The organism is Sulfurimonas sp. ST-25, assembly GCF_048079205.1.
GTDB lineage: Bacteria > Campylobacterota > Campylobacteria > Campylobacterales > Sulfurimonadaceae > Thiomicrolovo > Thiomicrolovo sulfuroxydans.
Genome location: NZ_CP182225.1, coordinates 1,743,259 through 1,760,684, shown reverse-complemented (window position 1 = coordinate 1,760,684; position 17,426 = coordinate 1,743,259). Strand labels below are relative to the sequence as shown.

The window sequence follows — 17,426 nt, the reverse complement described above, 5'->3', positions numbered from 1 at the left end:
TTAACAAGGAGTCGAGAATGGACGATCATAAACTGGAGATCCTGGACAAGATGGCGCCGGAGATCGAAGAGCGCATTCTGGATTACGCCTCCCACCCCGAGGGGGGACTGTTCGACCTGCTGGAGGACATTGTCTACATGAATGACCTTGAAGCGTTCGAAGCGGTATTCGAAAACGGCGGCAATATCAACCTGCAGAACAAGTACGGCTGGACACCGCTGCACATCGCCATCCGTCGCGACCGCCGCGACATGGTGGCGTACCTGCTTACCCACGGCGCGGACATCAACAAACAAGACGGCGTGGGCTGGACGCCGCTGATGGAGAGCATCATGGACGATATGCCCGAGCTGTGCAAAACGCTCCTCGACGCCGGGGCCGATACCTCCATCGCCAACGAGCGCGGCGGCACGGCGGCGATGCTGGTGCAGAAGTTCGGCCGCACCTCAATGATGGGGATGTTCTAGGACGCTATCGGTTGATGCAACGCGCCGCCGCAAGACGGCAAGGGTTTCGAGGTAGGCGGTTTTGAACGTGCCTTCGGGAAGCCCCTCCGCCTGCGCTTCCAGCCGGCGGCACCCCTCGATCATCGCACTGCGCAGGCAGGGCGAAGGGGCGTCCATCGCCGCGCGGCAGAGCTGCATCACTCCCCGGTACGCCCCCATCCTCCCCAGGCGTACGTCTCCCCGCTCGCTGCTGCCGTATTTGCTTCTGCCGTAAAGAAAGTAGGCGGTAAAAAAAAGGATCCGGATCTCTTCGGCGTCGATAGTGCGTTTCATAAGTGCAAGTCTATGGCACTTTGCGCGCAAAAGCGTAAAAGAGGGCAGAGCGCCATATGGCGGTACCGCTGTTCCTTTCTCCGGGCGCACGGCATTTTTGTGTTACACTTTTTACAGTGGCGCGGTGCGGAAAAGAGGCGCCCCGCGTGTTCCGAGGAGAGGGAGAGGCGATGAAAGCTATTTTGTTTTTGATGGCCATGATGCAGACCGTATGGGCTGCAGGGAGCATCGAGGTCAACGGCACCTCCTCGCTGCATGACTGGAAGTTGGCGTCGGACAGTGTCCGCGTTTACATGGTGCAGGAAAACGGCAGGCTCGAAACGCTGCAGGTCGCCCTGGTCATCGAAACGCTCAAAAGCGGGAACGAGGCGCTGGACAACGACGCCTATGAGGCCTTCGGCGTCGACCGGGAGTGCCCCGTCCTTTTCACGCTGCGGGCCCAAAAAGAGGACGGCACCCTGGAGGGGGTGATGCGCATAGGAAGCCATGAAACGCAGGTCGCCGCCACGCCGGACCGCATGGAAGATGGGGTGATTTCGGGGACGTTCAAAACGAAAATGAGCCGGTTCGGCATCACCCCTCCCTCGCTTTTCGCGGGGATGATGACGGTGGACGACACGGTCGGGATCCGCTACACGATCTCGGACGACGGGGTGCCGATGCCGCCCGTGCTGCTGCGATGCCTCTTCCCGCCGCAAAAGAGGATGGCGCCGTGAAATAAAACGGCCCGCCGCCCGCGTTTAGCCGTATCATGGCGGTATGATACTCCACCTCGACCTCGACAGCTTCTTTGTCTCCGCCGAACGTACCCGCAACCCCGATCTCGTGGGCAAGCCCGTCATCGTCGGCGGGCGGGGGGACCCGTTCATCTTTGACGCGAAGCCGGCAAAGGAGAAGAAGCTTGTCCAGTTGAACCAGGGGGCCTTCGTCCCGACGCTCTTTCACGCCGAGCACGACGCCTCGAACTACTTTTTCGACGCGGGGCGCATCCGGGGGATCGTCACGACGGCCAGCTACGAGGCGCGGGCCTGCGGCGTCAAGACGGCCATGACCATCCGCGAGGCGCTGCAGCTCTGCCCCCGGGCGATCCTCGTCCCCCCGGACCATCTGCTCTACCACACCCTGTCGCACGAAATGATGGAGATGCTGGCCAAGGAGATCCCGCTGGTGGAGCAGTACAGCATCGACGAGCTTTTCGGCGACGTTACGGGTTGGGTCGAGGAGCGTGACATGCCCGATTTTATCCGCTACCTCCAGGAGAAGGTGACGAAGGAGCTGCTGCTGCCCGTCTCCATCGGGGCGAGCAACGCCAAGTGGATCGCGAAGCTGGCGACGTCGACGGTGAAACCCTACGGCCTGCGGGTCGTCTACGACGAGGAGATCGCCGACTTTACGCGCGACGTCCCCGTCGGGGAGTTCCCGGGGGTCGGCAGAGCCTTCGGGAAGAAGCTGGCGCGTTACGGCATCGCCACCGTCGGCGAGGCGGTGGAAAGCCCGCATCTGTTCGCGAGCTGGGGGCGGCACGGGCGGGACCTCTATGCCCGCATGACGGGGCGTGACGGGGAGGGGATCAACCCCCGCCGCAGCCGCAAGGGGATCGGCATGTCGCGCAGCATGGACCGCCCCATCCGCGAACGCGACGAGTTCTACCGCCGCGTGCGGGTGATGGTGCGCCACTGGACCCATACCATTGCCCGCCTCGGCGTCAACCCCACGACCTTCTACTTCAGCATCGGCTACGAAGGGAGGCTGCGCAGCAAGAAGCAGTACACCGTCTACCGCTTTTTCAACGAGCGTTTTATCACCGCCTTCGCCCTGGAGAAGTTCCGGGAGCTTGACCTTTATCCGAACGCGGCCGTCACCTACATCGCCATGAGTGCAACGAAGTTCCTCCACCACGATCCCAAAGCGGTCGATATGTTCACCCTCGAGGAGGACCGGAAGATGCAGCGGCTTGACGGCGCGGTGATGAAAATGCGGGAGCGCTACGGCATGGATATCGTGCGGCGTGCCGCAGAAATGGGCAGTAAAACGTAACCGATTTGAAACGCCTTCACGGTAAGATATCGGTATGCTGGACAGAACTTTGATGCAATCGGCTCTCGATATCTTCGAAGAGCTTCGGAGCGACCTGCTCGCGGCCCGTCACGGGACCGACCGGAACCACCCGCACTACCGGAGCCTTCTCAACCTCAGGCAATATCTTATCCTCCGTTCAAAAGACTGGACGGAGCTGCAGGAGAAGCTTTTTCTGCTCTCGCTCTCCTCGCTTGGGCGCTCCTATGCCCACGTCGCCGCCAGTGTCGATACCCTCTACGACCAGCTCTCCTCGTCGCTGGGACGGGGGGAGATCTCCCCGGAGGAGACGGCGGCGTTCCACCACCTCGGCATCGCCGCGGCCCAGGAGATGATCGCGCAGAACAGCCGGGCCCTCTTTGGCGGGAAAGGCGCTGCGGACGCGGCGGAGCAGACGACGGCGGTCATGGTGACGCTCCCCTCCGACGCGGCCCGTAACGGCGGGGAACTGATTCGTGGACTCTCGGCAGCCGGGGTCAATATCTTTCGCATCAATACCGCGCACGACGATCCCGCCGTCTGGCAGGGGATGGCCGATGTCATCCTGGCGCTGAACGAAACGCGGCCCGCGGAGGAGAGGTTGAAGATCTTTGTCGACCTGGCGGGGCCGAAGATACGGACCGGGCGGATCCGGCGGCTGAAGCTTCCCATTGTCCTCGGCAGCAACAAGCGCGAAAAGACGATTATGATCCGGCCCTTGCCTGCACAGACCATCTCCGAGCGTACCGACCCCAATACCCGTGCGAGGATCCCGGGGCAGCTCGCACTGGAACGGCGTCTCTTCGACACGTTGGAGGCGGGCGGTGTACTGAAAGTGATGGACATCAACGGCCGGCACGCCAAGGTGAAGATCATGCAGCGCGACGGGGAGGGGGCAACGGGTGTCATCAGCAAGAAGGTCGCCGTCGACGAAAGCTGCATGGTGGCAGTAGGCGGCCGGAAGGGGTACGTGCGGGGTTGTGTCGTCCAGCCCGAACGCATCCGGCTTTTTGCGGGGGACACGTTGCGCATTACCGCGACGGATACGGAAGGGTGCGCCGCTTTGAAAGACGAGACGGGCAAGACGGTCGTACCGGCGCAGATCTCCTGTACGCTGCCGGCCTTCACCTCCTACGTCCTTCCGGGCGACCGGGTCTACATCGATGACGGCAAGATCGGCCTCTCGGTGCACGAAGTCGAAGCGGACGGCGTGCTCTGCCGGGTGACCCAGGCGAAACCGGGGGGGACGCTGCTCAAGGAGGAGAAGGGGATCAACCTGCCCGATACCTATTTGAACATCCCGGCCCTGACCCCGGCAGACCGGGAGAATCTGCGCGCCGTCAAACATTATGCCGATATGTTCGGACTCTCCTTCTGTCAGACGGACCGGGACGTCGCCGATCTGCAGGCGCTCCTGCAGGCGGAGGCGTGCGGCCATATCGGCATCGTGCCCAAGATCGAGACCCGGCACGCCGTCTACCGGATGCCGCGTATCCTGGAACAGCTGCTGCTGTGGGAGCGCAGCGGGGTGATGATTGCCCGGGGGGACCTGGCAATCGAAACCGGCTTCGAGAGCCTCGCCACGATCCAGGAGAGCCTGCTCGATCTTTGCAGCGCGGCGCACCTCCCCGTGATCTGGGCGACGCAGGTGCTCGAGAGCCAGATGAAGAACAACCTCCCCAGCCGCGCCGAGATCACCGACGCGGCGATGGCGGGACGGGCGGAGTGCGTCATGCTCAACAAAGGCCCCTTTGCGATCGGGACGGCGGGGGCGCTGCTGCGCATCCTGGAACAGGTCCACCAAAGCTTCCGGAAAAACCGGCAGCTCCTGCGCAAAGAGGCGCTCTGGTCAGTAGCCGACGCGCCGGAGGATGGCCTCTAAACCCGCCAGGTAGCCGCCGCCGAAGGCGCGGACATGTACAAGATAGGGGTAGAGACGGTAGAGGTCGGCCCTGTGCTCGAAAAAGCCCTCGGGGATGGGGCGATGAGTGCGGTAACGCGCGTAGAACGCTTCGCCGAACGTCTGAAACATCCCGATAAAAGCGAGCTCCATCTCAAAGTGGCCGTAGTAGCAGGCCGGGTCGATAAAGGCGGCCAGGCGGTTGTCACGGGTCAGGACGTTGCCGCCCCAGACGTCGCCGTGCAGCAAAGAGGAGTGTTCGGGCTCGTCCAGGAACTGCTCGAAATCCGCGGCCAGTTTCTCGATGCGCTGTAGAAGGCTCTTGTCGATCTGCCCCTCGTCGAAGGCTTTGGCGGCGAAGTCGAGCACCCGCATCTCCCGGTAGAAATCGACCCAGCGTATCCGCGGCCGGTTGCGCTGGCGGAAGGGGCCAATAGTCGTATCGGAGCCGAACCCGAAGACACCCTGGGCGGGGATACTGTGCAGGCGGGCCAGGGCGTCGGCGATCTCCTCTTCGCAGGCGCCGTTGCAGGCGGCGTCGTTGGGGATGTACTCCATGACCAGGCGCCCTGCGCTTTGCTCGAACACCTTTGGCACGCGCAGGTGGGGCCGGAGGTGTTCGAGCATCGTCGCCTCGGCCTCCAGGGCGAAGGGGTCTTCGGAGGATTTGACGATCCGCTGCGTGCCGTCTTCGGCCGTTTCCAGGTCGATGGTCGCAATGGAGTTGCTGCCGAGACGGATTGTTCTTACGCCCATGACTCCCTCGTGATTTTAAGCTGCCGATCCCGGTCGTCGCTCAGAAGCAGTTCGCCGTCCTGGATCAGCGCCTGGAGTTGCATACTCCGTTCTGCCATGGCCACGGCGTCGCCCTGCGCATCGAGCTGGATCACCTGAAGGTTGCCGAAACGCGCCAGTTTCGAACCGTTCTGGCGCCACCACGCGTCGGCCGCCCGGCGCGAATAGGTGTAGATGATCACCTCTTCGGCGCGGCCGCACGCCTTGCGTATGCGCTTTTCGTCGGGCTGTCCCAGGTCGATCCAGAGACGGATGGTGCCGTCATAGTCCCTGTTCCAGAGGTCGGGTTCGTCCTCCTGGACGATCCCCTTGGTAAAGGCGAGCCGTTCGTCGGCATGAAAGGCGAAGGCGGCCAGGCGCATCATCATCCGCTCTTCCGTTTCGGAGGGGTGGCGGGCGACGGTCAGGTCGAAGTCGTGATAGAAGTGGCGGTCGAGATCGGAGATGGAAAGGGATACTTTGTAGATCGTTGCGCCCAGCGCCATGCGAGAACCTTTTTCGTGGCATTATACCCGCCTGCAAACGCTATAATGGTAAAAAACGAAGGAAAGACGATGGGCGGATGGACCTGTTCGCATCAGCGTGGCGAGCTGTGCGATCTATTGAAAAAAGCCTGCGATCCGGGCGACAAAGGGTGCGTGCTTTACGGCAAGGCCGTTTTTTCCAACCCGGAAAACCCCTCCAACGCTGCCGTCGAGCGGCGAGAAGAGACGCGTAAGCGCAAAGGCCTGCGTGACGAGATGGAGGATGCTAAGTTCTTCTAGCGCCTCCCCGGCACACGCTTACCCTTTTTTCTTGTAGTGGGAAAGGAAATAGTGGTAGGAGTGGGCCAGGGCCTTGTTGGTCAGGACGACAAAGGCTTTTGTTTCGTCCCATTTGGCTTCCGTTTTGTCCTTGAAGGCGGCGTAACGCTCCTGCATTTCACCGTACATCTTCTCCAGTTCCTCCAGGCGTTTGTCGAATTCGGCTTTGACTTCGGCACTGTAATGAGTCGCTTTCTCTTTCAGCGCCTCGATCTCGGCGCGGTAGCCCTCGAGGGTTTTCTGACTCTCTTCGATGGTCTCTTCTTCTTTTTTATGTGCGGACATGGTATCGCTCCTTTCAGTGGGTTATAACTATTGTACACTATTTCCGCCGCCATTGGTAGTGCTGTTTCATTAAACGCATTATCCAAAATGAGTGTGTACAATGCGAGGCATGCGGATACTTACACTTTTATTTTTTCTTCCCCTGTTTCTTCTCTGTGCGACGGAGATTTCCGATGCCGACCTCAAAGCGAAGATCGGGCGGATGCTCATTGTCGGTTTTGATGCCGAAACGCTCGACGCCTCGGACCCTTTCGTGCGGGAACTGCGGCAGTACAAACCGGGCGGCGTGATCCTCTTTGACCTCGGCTACCCGGACCTGAAGCGGACGAAGAACATCCGTTCACCCCGCCAGCTCGCGGCGCTGACGGCCCAGCTGCAGGCCTTTGCCACCGCCCCGCTGCTCGTCTCCGTGGACCAGGAGGGCGGCCGGGTCGCGCGCCTGAAACACGCCTATGGCTTTCCCGTCGTTCCGTCGGCAGAAGCGGTTGGAAAGCGGGACGACCCGGCGTACGCGCAGCAGGTGTACGCACAGCTGGCATCGACCCTTGCCAACGCCGGGATCAATACGGACTTCGCCCCCGACGTCGACCTGGCCGTCAATCCCGACAACACGGTGATCGTCGGGCTGAAACGCTCCTACGGCAAGTCGCCGGAGAAGGTGACGCGGTACGCCGGGATCATGCTCGACGCCCTGCGGGCGAAGAATGTCGTCGGGGTGCTGAAGCACTTCCCCGGCCACGGTTCCTCCCTGGGGGATTCCCACAAGGGTTTCGTGGACGTCAGCGAAACGTGGACGCCCGAAGAGCTCGAACCCTACCGCCGCCTGATCGGTGAGGGCAAAGCCGACATGATCATGACGGCCCACGTCTTCAACCGCCGGCTCGACCCCGACTACCCGGCGACGCTCTCGCACAAGATCAACACGGGGCTGCTACGCGGCGAGCTGGGCTTCAAGGGGGTCATCGTCAGCGACGACCTGCAGATGAAGGCGATCTCGGAACATTACAGTCTTGAAGAGACGGTGCGCCTCGCCATCAACGGCGGGGTGGACATGCTGCTCTTCGCGAACCAGCTCGGCAGCAATATGCTCGGCCGGATCGTCGAGACGATCTACGCCGAGGTGAAAGCGGGGCGGATCTCCCGCGAACGGATCGCCGAGTCGAACCGCCGTATCAACGCGCTTTACGACACCTACGGCATCGGCGCGCCGAAAATCGTCGACAAGCCCATCGCTTTCGGGCCGCAGCGCATCGCCCTGACGAAGCAGTACATTAAAGAGCACTACGGCATGGACGTGAGTGACATTACGATCGATCCGAAAGTGATCGTGCTGCACTGGACGGCCGATATGGGGCTGGAGTCCTCCTTTACGCGCCTGCAGCCGGAGCTGCTGCCCGGAAGCCGCGGCGACATCGCGACCGCAGGTGCGCTCAACGTCTCCTCGCAGTTCCTCGTCGACCGGGACGGCACGATCTACCGCCTGATGCCCGAGAACACGATGGCGCGCCACGTTATCGGGCTGAATTTTGAGAGCATCGGCATCGAGAACGTCGGCGGGGAGGACAACGCCAAAGAGGACCTCACCCCGGCGCAGCTGCGCGCGAACATTGCGCTGGTGCGCTACCTCGCCGGGAAGTACCCGCACATTGAGTACCTTATAGGCCACCATGAGTACCGCCAAATGGAAGCGACCCCGCTGTGGCGGGAGCTTGACAAGGGGTACCGCACGGAAAAAAGCGACCCGGGCGACGCCTTTATGCGTAAAGTGCGCAGCGCCGTCAGTGACCTGCACCTGAAAGCCCCGCCGGAAGCGCGCTGATGGGATTCTCCCCCCTCGACTGGACCGTCTTCGGCGGCTATTTTGCCATCCTCGCCTTCAGTTCGTGGCTTTTTTCCCGCGTGAACATCCGTTCATCGCGCGACTACTTCGTCGGCGGCAACAGCGTCCCGATGCTCGCCGCCGCCGCCTCCGTACTGGCGACCTCGCAGTCGGCGGCGACCTTTCTGGGCGGCCCGGAGTACGCCTATCGCAGCAACCTCACCTTTGTCGGTTTCTACGTCTCGGCACTGCTGGCCGTGCTCTTCATTGCCAAGGTGCTCGTGCCGCGCTTCTACGCCATCCGCGCCGTCACCGTCTACGAACTGCTGGAGCGGCGCTACGGCGCGACGGCCAAACGCGAAGCGGGCGTCATGTTCCTTGTCGGGCGGGTCCTCGCCAGCGGCGCGCGCCTCTACATCGGGGCGCTGGCCGTTTCGATGATCGTCTTCGCCGACATCGCGCCGCTGCACCTCTTTGCCGCCATCCTCATGCTCGTGCTGGGGGCGCTGGCCTATACCTACTTCGGCGGGGTGAAGTCGGTCATCTACAGCGACGTCATCCAGGCGGTGACCTACATCGGGGCGGGGGTGGCCGTGCTGATCTACCTCTACAGCACGCTGCAGACGGACTTCGGGACGATGTACGACGTTTTGAATGCCGAGGGGAAACTGACCCTCATCGACACGGCCGGGAACTTCGGCATCTGGAGCCTGCTGGGCGGCTGGCTGCTGCTCAACATCGCGGCCTACGGCCTGGACCAGGATATGACGCAGCGCGTGCTGGCCTGCAAGAACGGGCGCGACGGCTCCCGGGCGCTGGTCGTCTCCATCGTCATGACGATTCCCGTCGTGCTTCTTTTCCTCGCCATCGGGCTGCTGCTCTACCTCTTTTACAACCACCCGGAACTCTCCGGCATCGGCGGCGGCGCCGTGCAGGAGTTCGGCGGAGAGAAGATCACGATTTTCATGACCTACATTCTCAATGAAATGCCCGCCGGGTTACGCGGCTTCGTGACGGTGGGGGCGATCGCCGCCGCGCTCTCCTCGACAAACTCGGTGCTCGCGGCGATGGCCTCGGTGGCCGTGGAAGACATTTACCGCCCCTGGAAGACGGCGCGGGGCGTGACGGCAGAAAGCCACTACGTCGCCGCCGCCCGTGCGGCCGTACTGCTCTTCGCGCTCGTGCTGACAATGATGGCCGTCGTGAGCTACTACTGGCAGCGGGCCACGGACCTGCCTTTGGTGAGTTTCGCGCTGGGGGTCATGAGCTTCGCCTACGCCGGGCTGCTGGGCGTCTACGCCTCGGCACTCTTTACGAAACGCGGCAGTGCTCGGGCGGTACCGTGGGCCCTTGGCGGCGGTTTTGTCACGGTCCTTCTCTTGCAACCCTACTGTTTCGGAGGGGCATTTTCCCTGGCCGATCAGCTTGTCGGGGGGACGGCGGTGGCATTTGTGATTATGCAGTTGGGGACAGAGGAAAAAGCAGTCGGCTAGTCCAATGACAAATTAATTTTTTTCTATTGGGTCATTTTGCAACTCATCCTCAGGGTTGACGGGACGAGTTGAAAGTTTTCTTCATAGTAGACTGTTACGTCCGCTCAATACTGCTTGGCGAACACAACGCGGTAGCCCATTGATGGTTTCCAGCTCCAGTTGCGATTGGACAGATTATTGACGGCATCCATTTCCGCGGCACCGGTTGATAGACCGAAGCCCATGCCGTAGGTTCGGCTTGCGGCACCGGTATAGTCCTTGCCGTCCCATACGACCACGACCAATGCGCCGACCTCGTCTTCGTCATTGTGTTTACAGCTTGGGGTGCCGTTGTGTTCGGCGGCATATTTCTGGCGAGCCACTCTGTCGGTCTTGAGTGGCGTAGAGTGCTGATCATAGGCGTAGTAGTAGCCAAGGTCTGTCATGTTATTGCTGGCATTGCGGCTCACAGCGACACAGATCGCAGCACCTCCGGGAGCATCTCTGGAAGGTTTTGCCTCAGGGGCCGACTCTGCGGACGGTGTTGCAGCGGTCGCGTTTGGAGCCGTGCCCGTAGTCGTTTGCTTTAGCTGTGCGGTTTTGATCTTTGACTGAGCGATAGCGTCTTGGAAACTGAGACGATTCGATGTCAAGCCACCAAGGTAGACCTTTGAATCCGCGGTAGTGTCGAGCGAGTACGACGGCATCGTGACCGGGGCGATGGTCACCGCGCTCGGTGCACTCACGGCCGGTTTATGGTTGGCAAAATAAGCGGCATTGCGTGCCTTGACATCCGCGATTTGGGCCTTGACGGCGCGGCGACTCTCGAGTATGCTGCGCGTCATCGAACGGCGTTCCGCCTGTTTTGCCGCCAGATCGGCATTCAGTGAGGCATGAAGCTTGTCCATAAACTGTGCCATTGCCGCCTGTTTCTTGGCCTCTTCCAGCCGGTTGGCCCAATAGTAGATCTCTTTTTTGCGCTCAACGGCTTGATCGTAGTAGGTGTCGTCCAACTGTTTCATAGAGGCCCTAAGATCTGCTTTGAAGCTCGTGAGCGCCGTTACCAGTTGGGTCATACGTTGAGGATCCGGTTGGCATACGCTATTGTTGACATCCTTGTAGCGGTTGAGGACATTGAGACGTTGGTCGATGTCCGTTCTCATACTGACCAGATCGTCCCAGACGAACTCCTCGAAATCGGTGACCGGCGTGTGCTTGGGGTTTCTGTCGATATTTGAGATGGCCTTGCCCATGTCAGCCCAATCCATCTTGTAGTAGTGCTCGTATTTCGCGAGACGCTCCTCGATATCCGGGTCGAAGTGCAGGGCTTTTTCGGCGTTGCTGACCGCCGTGGCCATCTTGTCGCAGACCTGACGGTCCTGGTTTTGGTTGGCAAAGGCGATCATTTTTTCCGAAAAGGGGTCGTCACCCGTCTCTAGGGCGGCAAGTGTGGTGTCGGGATCAACAGTTGTGTTCACCATAAAGGCATCGATGTTCCAGCGGTAGAAGTTTTGTTTTGGGAACTGGCCGCCGGTCAGCAGGTAGCTGCTGCGGCGATTGATGTCCGACCACACGTTAACGACAAACTGGTTGGTGGAGATCTGCGTCATCACGGTCAGTGGGAACACCGGCGACGCGGGGTCACACTGGCCCGTGAGTACTACCATGCCATCCGTTTTTCCCATGCACTGACGGTTGACGGAGAGCTTGCCGTTCATGACGATCTCTTTCAATGAAGGCAGTGTCAGCACCGGCGGCTTTTGGTACGGCTGCAGGTAGGTTTTCCCGGTCATCGGGCTGGAGACGAACGCCGACTGCCCGTGTGAAATCCAGGCATGATCATACTTGTGAATCTTGGATTTATTGAAGTTGTCCCTCAGCGAGGTTGGGCTAAACGGCTTCAGGAGCAGGTTGTCAGGATTGATTTTTTTTTGCCGGAGCAGGTCGCCCAGCGAGTAGGTACGTGTGAACAGCGCACGGTCAGTGCTGGGAAAATTGGCAGCGACCTGCTCTGGATGCGGCAGCACGAATTCGTACTGGGGCAGACCGGAGACCTCGGTGTAGACCGGTTTTTGGTCATGGCTAGCCGGTCTTAGCTGGATTTTGCGGGAAGTTTGTTCGCTATTGGTAACGTAATGCCATACGTAGTTGCCACTGTTGAATTGATACCAATATTCCCAATAGCGGTTGATCTTGTACGGCATTCTAAGTACCTTGCCGTCCGTGTCCCGAACCTCGGGAATACCCTCGACAAACTCTACAATGGTGTCGCGGCTGCAAAACAGGCACTGCTTGAAGCTGTTCCAAGCAAATGATCCGTAGTAGGACTCCGCGACGCCGTCAATATCTACGAATACCTGGCGCCCGATGTAGGGAAGTGGATTATTCCCCTTATTTCTTGCGCGCATCATGTATCCGCTGAACTGTGATACGTTTCGTGTGGCTTTGTGGTAGTTGATGCCGGACCAGCCCATTGCAGGCAATTCATAGGGGTACCCGGGTTTGGTCAGCAGGATATCGTAGTCGCCCTTTCGGGCAACCAGCAGCAGGCCGTTACCGGCGCTCTTGTATTGCGAAAGATCGACATCCCCGAGTGGCCGGTACATCGGGTCCAGGTCGCCGGCTGTTTTTGGCGGTGCGGATTTTTGGGTGGGCTTGGCCCCGGCAGAAGCGGATGGGGATGGGCCAGTGGCACAGGAAGTCAGGGAGACGGCGACAAGTGCCGCGAGCGCGTATCGTATCTGAATGAGCATGATTTATTGATTGAAAGTGCAACTCTGATGTGTTGCGTAATGAATAAATGGAGCCTCTATTCTAATGGCCATAGCGAAACCTTTTTTGTTTAATAGCACTGACTATTTTTTTCCGGATACCTTAGCAGTGAATGATCATGTTTGTTATTAAACAAAAAAAATATATTAATATTTTTAAATTTTTGTGAATTACTCTGTCAGAAGCTTTTTCCTAATTCTGTTTGTCCGCAAGGGTCACTGCCGTTGTACTAAACGCTCCCAGGCTATCATAATTGCCACCGGCGGCATCCCGGCGACGAGGCCACTTGCGAGTTCGGGCAGGAGGGAAGGGAGGAAAGCCAGGCCGTACTGCTCTTTGCACTCGTGCTGACAATGATGGCCGTCGTGAGCTACTACTGGCAGCGTGCGACGGACCTGCCGCTGGTCAGTTTCGCGCTGGGGGTCATGAGCTTCGCCTATGCCGGCCTGCTGGGCGTCTACGCCTCGGCGCTCTTTACAAAACGCGGAAGCGCCCAGGCGGTGCCGTGGGCCCTGGGCGGCGGTTTTGTCACAGTGTTGCTTTTGCAGCCCTACTGCTTTGGTGGGGCGTTCTCTTTGGCCGATCAGCTTGTCGGGGGGACAGCGGTGGCGTTTGTTATGATGCAGTTGGGTGGAAAAACGAGCAACGTTTAAAATAAGCAATCAAAAAGCCGCCCGCGGGTTTTTGATTGGTCTCTTTTGGTTTGTTAGGCATCTTATTTGTTCACTATTTCATAGAGTACGATGGCTGGAATGCTAAATGGCAACGCTACGGAAAGCCACTTTCCAATTCCATATGTAATTTTCCTAAAATGTTCCGGATCAACTGGCTTTAATAATCGCTCACTGATGGGCCCGAGAAAGAAAAATACATTTGCCAACGCTATGGCAATTAAATATCCTACTCCTTGGAACAGTATTGTAAATGCCGTAACTTCCGCATCCGGTATTACTTTTGGGAAAGAGAATATTAGTAAAGCATAGGCCATGAATGCAGATAGACCAGCAAAGACTAACCAACGGTTGTAATCTCGTCGCTTTGATCGCCACCAGTTCCATGTTCCTATAGTGTTCATTTCATTTGCCTAACGGGGGCGCGGGTCACCGACGCCCTGCGGAAAATTTCAATTTTCTGGAGGGTGATCGGTGCATCCGCTTGTTATCTGGCGCTATGCGACAGATGACCAGCGGGTGTTCAGCCCGCGCCCCCGTTATCCGGTCGCGTAGCGAGCGGATAACTATTTATTCAACGAACATACTAGCATTTTAATCTTGTATAGCATTATTAATTAACATAAAAAATGTGTTTTCATTTTGAAAAAAATTACATTATTACCATGAAAATTGGGTGTAAAGCTGCCTGGAAAGAAAAATTTTCATATGTGTTTAATGACGAAAAACGCGTTAAATGAACGAAAATGAGATTGATTTGTCGAAAAAAGCAATAAAAACACATTTTGTGTTTTTATTTTGAAAGGCGCGATCATTCCCGGTGCGTTAAAAGCTTCGACGCCGAGACAACAGTGACAAGGAATAGCCCGGCAGCCAGGCCGCTTACGAGTTCGGGCAGGACGGAGGGCAGGAATGCGAGGGCGTGGTGTAGCCACTCTAAGTGGTGGACGAAGATGCCGCCGCCCACCAGCAGCATCGCCACGGTGCCGATGTAGCCCAGCGCCTTGATGAGTTTCGGCATTGCCTGCACGAGCAGCAGGCCGGTACGTTTCAGCACTACGGCTTTCGTACCCGTGCGCGTCTGGCTGAAACCGACCAGGGCGAAGCCCATGTCGTCCATGCGTACCATCAGCGCAACGATGCCGTAGACCCCCACGGTCGCCAGCAGCGCGATCAGGGTGACGACGAGGATCTGGGTCGTCAGCGCTTCCCCGGCGACGACGCCCAGGGCGATGACGATGATCTCGATAGAGAGGATGAAGTCGGTGCGGATGGCCGATGTGATCTTGGCGGCTTCATCTACGGCGCCTTTTTGCTCTTCCCCATGATGACCCGGCCGCAGGTATTCCAGTACTTTTTCCGCCCCCTCGTAGCTGAGGTAGGCAGCACCCAGCATCAGGATGGGCACGATCGCCCAGGGGGCGAAGGCGCTGAGCAGGAAGGCGACGGGGAGGATGATCGCCTTGTTGCGGAAAGAGCCCTTGGTAATGGCCCAGAGCACGGGCAGTTCACGCGAACTGGCGTGGCCGGAGGCCTGCTCGGCGTTGACGGCGAGGTCGTCGCCCAGCACGCCGCCCACTTTTTTGGCCGCGACCTTGCTCATGACGGCCGTGTCGTCGAGCAGCGCCGCGATATCGTCGAGAATGGCGAAGAAGCCTCCGGTCATGCGTACCTCCTGGAGGGCAATTCTAATAACCCTGTACGGTCTCAGCGTCACAGAGAACAGTTAGAATCAAGGCGCTGCTTTGAAGGCCTGGCCAAAGCTAAGTCAAAAAGCGGCAACGCTGAGTATAGCTGTTCTCTGTGGCGCCCTGCGGGAGTGGTTTTGAAGCACAATATTTTCTCCGTTTCCATCTTGACTTAGCTATGGCTAGGCCTGCGACGAAAACAAAAAAAATCTTACACTTCAAAAACACTCTGAGATCCGTACAGGGTTATTAGAATTGCCCTTTGGGCATGGTCGTGCCCTGGATAAAGTTGCATATAGTACCATATCGGTAGGAATGAAAATGAGCTTTGATTCGAAACAGTGTTATATCGGTGTCATGTCGGGAACGAGCCTGGACGGGGTGGACGTCGTGCTCTGTCCCGTGGACGGGGAGGGCATCGAGCTGGCGGCGTCGCTGGCCTACCCCTTTGACGCGCAACTGCGTGCGGACCTGCTCCGCGTCATTGGCGGCAGCACGACGCTGGAGGAGATAGGGGAGCTGGATCACCGGCTGGGCCTGCTCTTTGCCGACGCCGTGGAAGCGCTCATCCGCGAGCATCACCTGGACACCGGCCGGATCGAGGCAATAGGCCTGCACGGCCAGACGCTCTGGCACCGCCCCTCCGGCCCCAACCCCTTTACGATGCAGCTGGGGGACCCCAATATCGTCTGTGCCCGGACCGGCATCCGGACCGTCGCGGATTTCCGCCGGAAAGATATGGCGTTCGGGGGGCAGGGCGCGCCTTTTGCCCCGGCGTTTCACCGCTTCCTTTTCGAAAAGCTCGAAGGGCGCACCCTCGTCGTCAATATCGGCGGCATGGCGAATATTACCGTCATCGGCAGTGAGTTGCTGGGGTACGATACGGGGCCGGGCAACGTGCTGATGGACGGCTGGTGCGCGGAGAAGTTCGGCTGCGCCTACGATGAAAACGGCACCATCGCACAGCGGGGGGAAGTAGACGAAGGCGTGCTGGGCGCGATGCTCTCCGACCCCTATTTTGCGCGCCCGGCACCCAAAAGCACAGGGCGGGAGTATTTCAACGCCGCGTGGGCGGAGCGCTTTGTCAAAGAGGGGATGCGCAGCGACGCCTTCCTGGCGACCCTGACGGAGCTGACGGCGCGCAGCATTGCGCAGGAGGCCGTGAAATACGCCCCGTCGAGACTGCTGCTCTGCGGCGGCGGGGCGGAGAACGTCTACCTGCGGGGGCGGATCGCCTCGCTGCTGGAGGGCGTCGAGGTTGTCCGCACGGACGAATACGGGATTCCCGGCGAATGGATGGAGGCGATGGCCTTCGCCTGGCTGGCTCAAAAGCGCATGAATGAAGAGGCCGTCGAGCTCTCCAGCGTGACGGGCGCGTCGCAAAATACGATCCTCGGGGGGATATATGCATAAAGTAAAAGCGTGGCTGGCAAAGACGCCCTACCGCGACTGGGAGGTGGAAGTCGCCAGTGCCGACGCCAGTTTCCGGCGCTATTTCCGGCTGCGCCGGGGGAGGGAGAAGCTCATTGTCATGGACGCTTCGCTGGAGAAGGAGTCGCTTGCGCCTTTCCTCGATGTGACGGGGAGGCTGCTCGGCGTCGACGTCAAGGCGCCGCAGGTCTACCTGGAAGACAGGGCGGAGGGCTTCCTCGTCCTGGAGGATTTCGGCTCACGCTCCCTGCTCAATGTCCTGAACGAGGCGAACTTCGACTCCTACTACAGCAGCGCCATCGACGAGATCGTCAAGATGCAGGCGGCGGATGCGGAGGGGCTGCCGCTCTACGACAAGCCCTTTTTGCACTTTGAGATGGACCTGATGAAGACCTGGTTCCTGGAAAAATACCTCGGGATGACCCTCAGCGAAGAGGAGGAGCGGATGCTCGCGGAGGTGCTGGACACGATCTCGGAGACGGTGCTGTCGCAGCCGCAGGGCGTCTTCGTCCACCGCGATTTTCATTCGCGCAACATCATGGTGACACCCTCGGACGAAACGGGGGTCATCGACTACCAGGACGCCATGAAGGGGGCCGTGACCTACGACCTCGTCTCCCTGCTCAAGGACCTCTACATCCGTTTCGAGCCCGAAGAGATGGCGGCGCTGGCGCTGCGCTTCCGGGACAGGGCGGGCATCGTCGCTGACGACGCGACTTTCCTGAAGTGGTTCGACTTCATGGGGCTGCAGCGCCACATCAAGGTGCTGGGCATCTTTGCGCGCCTCTGGCTGCGCGACGGCAAACCGGGCTACCTCGGCGACCTGCCGCTGACGTTGCGCTACACCATCGAGGCGGCGAACCGCTATGAAGAGACAAAGCCGCTCGCGGCGCTGCTTGAGCGGGTGACACTGCCGCCGCTTCCGGCGAAGGGTGAAGCGTAATAGAAACCATACG

The 17,426-nt window shown here is 59.4% G+C and carries 17 protein-coding genes; 10 read left to right on the top strand and 7 right to left on the bottom strand.

Annotated elements, in window-relative coordinates:
* The first annotated feature begins 17 nt into the window (after positions 1-17).
* Positions 18-467: an ankyrin repeat domain-containing protein gene (locus ACM66T_RS09090; protein ID WP_231018581.1), complete on the top strand. Its 450-nt coding sequence runs from the start codon at positions 18-20 to the stop codon at positions 465-467.
* Here ACM66T_RS09090 and ACM66T_RS09085 read toward each other — a convergent pair.
* Positions 447-779, bottom strand: a complete 333-nt coding sequence (locus ACM66T_RS09085) for a hypothetical protein (protein WP_231018580.1) — start codon at positions 777-779, stop codon at positions 447-449. The two genes, ACM66T_RS09090 and ACM66T_RS09085, sit on opposite strands and share 21 nt — an antisense overlap.
* Before the next feature lie 170 nt (positions 780-949).
* Between ACM66T_RS09085 and ACM66T_RS09080 the strand changes: the two genes are divergently transcribed.
* The 3 genes from ACM66T_RS09080 to ACM66T_RS09070 are packed head-to-tail and all read left to right on the top strand — an operon-like array spanning position 950 to position 4,716.
* A complete protein-coding gene (locus tag ACM66T_RS09080) occupies positions 950-1,495 on the top strand; it encodes a hypothetical protein (RefSeq protein WP_231018579.1) in 546 nt (181 codons plus the stop codon).
* A gap of 43 nt (positions 1,496-1,538) precedes the next feature.
* Positions 1,539-2,816, top strand: a complete 1,278-nt coding sequence (locus ACM66T_RS09075; protein ID WP_231018578.1) for a DNA polymerase Y family protein — start codon at positions 1,539-1,541, stop codon at positions 2,814-2,816.
* Between the two features lie 34 nt (positions 2,817-2,850).
* On the top strand, positions 2,851-4,716 hold the full coding sequence (locus ACM66T_RS09070) for a pyruvate kinase (protein WP_416768415.1): 1,866 nt from the start codon (positions 2,851-2,853) through the stop codon (positions 4,714-4,716).
* On the opposite strand, the gene ACM66T_RS09065 is transcribed toward ACM66T_RS09070, so the two are convergent.
* Both ACM66T_RS09065 and ACM66T_RS09060 read right to left on the bottom strand, forming a co-directional pair.
* Positions 4,684-5,490 (bottom strand): fructosamine kinase family protein, encoded by an 807-nt coding sequence (locus ACM66T_RS09065; RefSeq protein ID WP_416768413.1) that lies wholly within the window; start codon positions 5,488-5,490, stop codon positions 4,684-4,686. The two genes, ACM66T_RS09070 and ACM66T_RS09065, sit on opposite strands and share 33 nt — an antisense overlap.
* Complete coding sequence (locus tag ACM66T_RS09060) at positions 5,481-6,014, bottom strand: YaeQ family protein (RefSeq protein ID WP_231018575.1); 534 nt, start codon at positions 6,012-6,014, stop codon at positions 5,481-5,483. Before ACM66T_RS09060 ends, ACM66T_RS09065 begins: the two co-directional genes overlap by 10 nt.
* A 69-nt stretch (positions 6,015-6,083) precedes the next feature.
* On the opposite strand from ACM66T_RS09060, the gene ACM66T_RS09055 reads away from it, so the two are divergent.
* Positions 6,084-6,293 (top strand): hypothetical protein, encoded by a 210-nt coding sequence (locus tag ACM66T_RS09055; protein ID WP_416768412.1) that lies wholly within the window; start codon positions 6,084-6,086, stop codon positions 6,291-6,293.
* A gap of 18 nt (positions 6,294-6,311) precedes the next feature.
* On the opposite strand, the gene ACM66T_RS09050 is transcribed toward ACM66T_RS09055, so the two are convergent.
* Positions 6,312-6,617: a hypothetical protein gene (locus ACM66T_RS09050; protein ID WP_416768410.1), complete on the bottom strand. Its 306-nt coding sequence runs from the start codon at positions 6,615-6,617 to the stop codon at positions 6,312-6,314.
* 109 nt (positions 6,618-6,726) lie between these two features.
* On the opposite strand from ACM66T_RS09050, the gene ACM66T_RS09045 reads away from it, so the two are divergent.
* Both ACM66T_RS09045 and ACM66T_RS09040 read left to right on the top strand, forming a co-directional pair.
* Positions 6,727-8,436: a glycoside hydrolase family 3 N-terminal domain-containing protein gene (locus ACM66T_RS09045; RefSeq protein WP_416768408.1), complete on the top strand. Its 1,710-nt coding sequence runs from the start codon at positions 6,727-6,729 to the stop codon at positions 8,434-8,436.
* Positions 8,436-9,929 carry a sodium:solute symporter gene (locus tag ACM66T_RS09040; RefSeq protein WP_231018565.1) on the top strand — a complete coding sequence of 498 codons (1,494 nt, stop codon included), beginning with the start codon at positions 8,436-8,438 and terminating at the stop codon, positions 9,927-9,929. Before ACM66T_RS09045 ends, ACM66T_RS09040 begins: the two co-directional genes overlap by 1 nt.
* Positions 9,930-10,033: 104 nt before the next feature.
* Here ACM66T_RS09040 and ACM66T_RS09035 read toward each other — a convergent pair whose 3' ends face one another.
* Positions 10,034-12,661: a hypothetical protein gene (locus tag ACM66T_RS09035; protein WP_231018564.1), complete on the bottom strand. Its 2,628-nt coding sequence runs from the start codon at positions 12,659-12,661 to the stop codon at positions 10,034-10,036.
* A 372-nt stretch (positions 12,662-13,033) separates the two neighbouring features.
* Between ACM66T_RS09035 and ACM66T_RS09030 the strand changes: the two genes are divergently transcribed.
* The gene (locus ACM66T_RS09030) at positions 13,034-13,333 is read left to right on the top strand and encodes a hypothetical protein (protein WP_231018563.1); all 300 of its coding nucleotides are present in this window, start codon (positions 13,034-13,036) and stop codon (positions 13,331-13,333) included.
* 62 nt (positions 13,334-13,395) lie between these two features.
* On the opposite strand, the gene ACM66T_RS09025 is transcribed toward ACM66T_RS09030, so the two are convergent.
* Positions 13,396-13,755, bottom strand: a complete 360-nt coding sequence (locus ACM66T_RS09025; RefSeq protein WP_231018562.1) for a hypothetical protein — start codon at positions 13,753-13,755, stop codon at positions 13,396-13,398.
* A 407-nt stretch (positions 13,756-14,162) separates the two neighbouring features.
* Positions 14,163-15,017 (bottom strand): DUF808 domain-containing protein, encoded by an 855-nt coding sequence (locus ACM66T_RS09020; RefSeq protein ID WP_416768405.1) that lies wholly within the window; start codon positions 15,015-15,017, stop codon positions 14,163-14,165.
* Positions 15,018-15,360: 343 nt separating this feature from the next.
* On the opposite strand from ACM66T_RS09020, the gene ACM66T_RS09015 reads away from it, so the two are divergent.
* Together ACM66T_RS09015 and ACM66T_RS09010 are read left to right on the top strand one after the other, a co-directional pair.
* On the top strand, positions 15,361-16,452 hold the full coding sequence (locus ACM66T_RS09015; protein ID WP_416768403.1) for an anhydro-N-acetylmuramic acid kinase: 1,092 nt from the start codon (positions 15,361-15,363) through the stop codon (positions 16,450-16,452).
* The gene (locus ACM66T_RS09010) at positions 16,445-17,413 is read left to right on the top strand and encodes an aminoglycoside phosphotransferase family protein (RefSeq protein WP_416768401.1); all 969 of its coding nucleotides are present in this window, start codon (positions 16,445-16,447) and stop codon (positions 17,411-17,413) included. Before ACM66T_RS09015 ends, ACM66T_RS09010 begins: the two co-directional genes overlap by 8 nt.
* Positions 17,414-17,426: the final 13 nt, after the last annotated feature.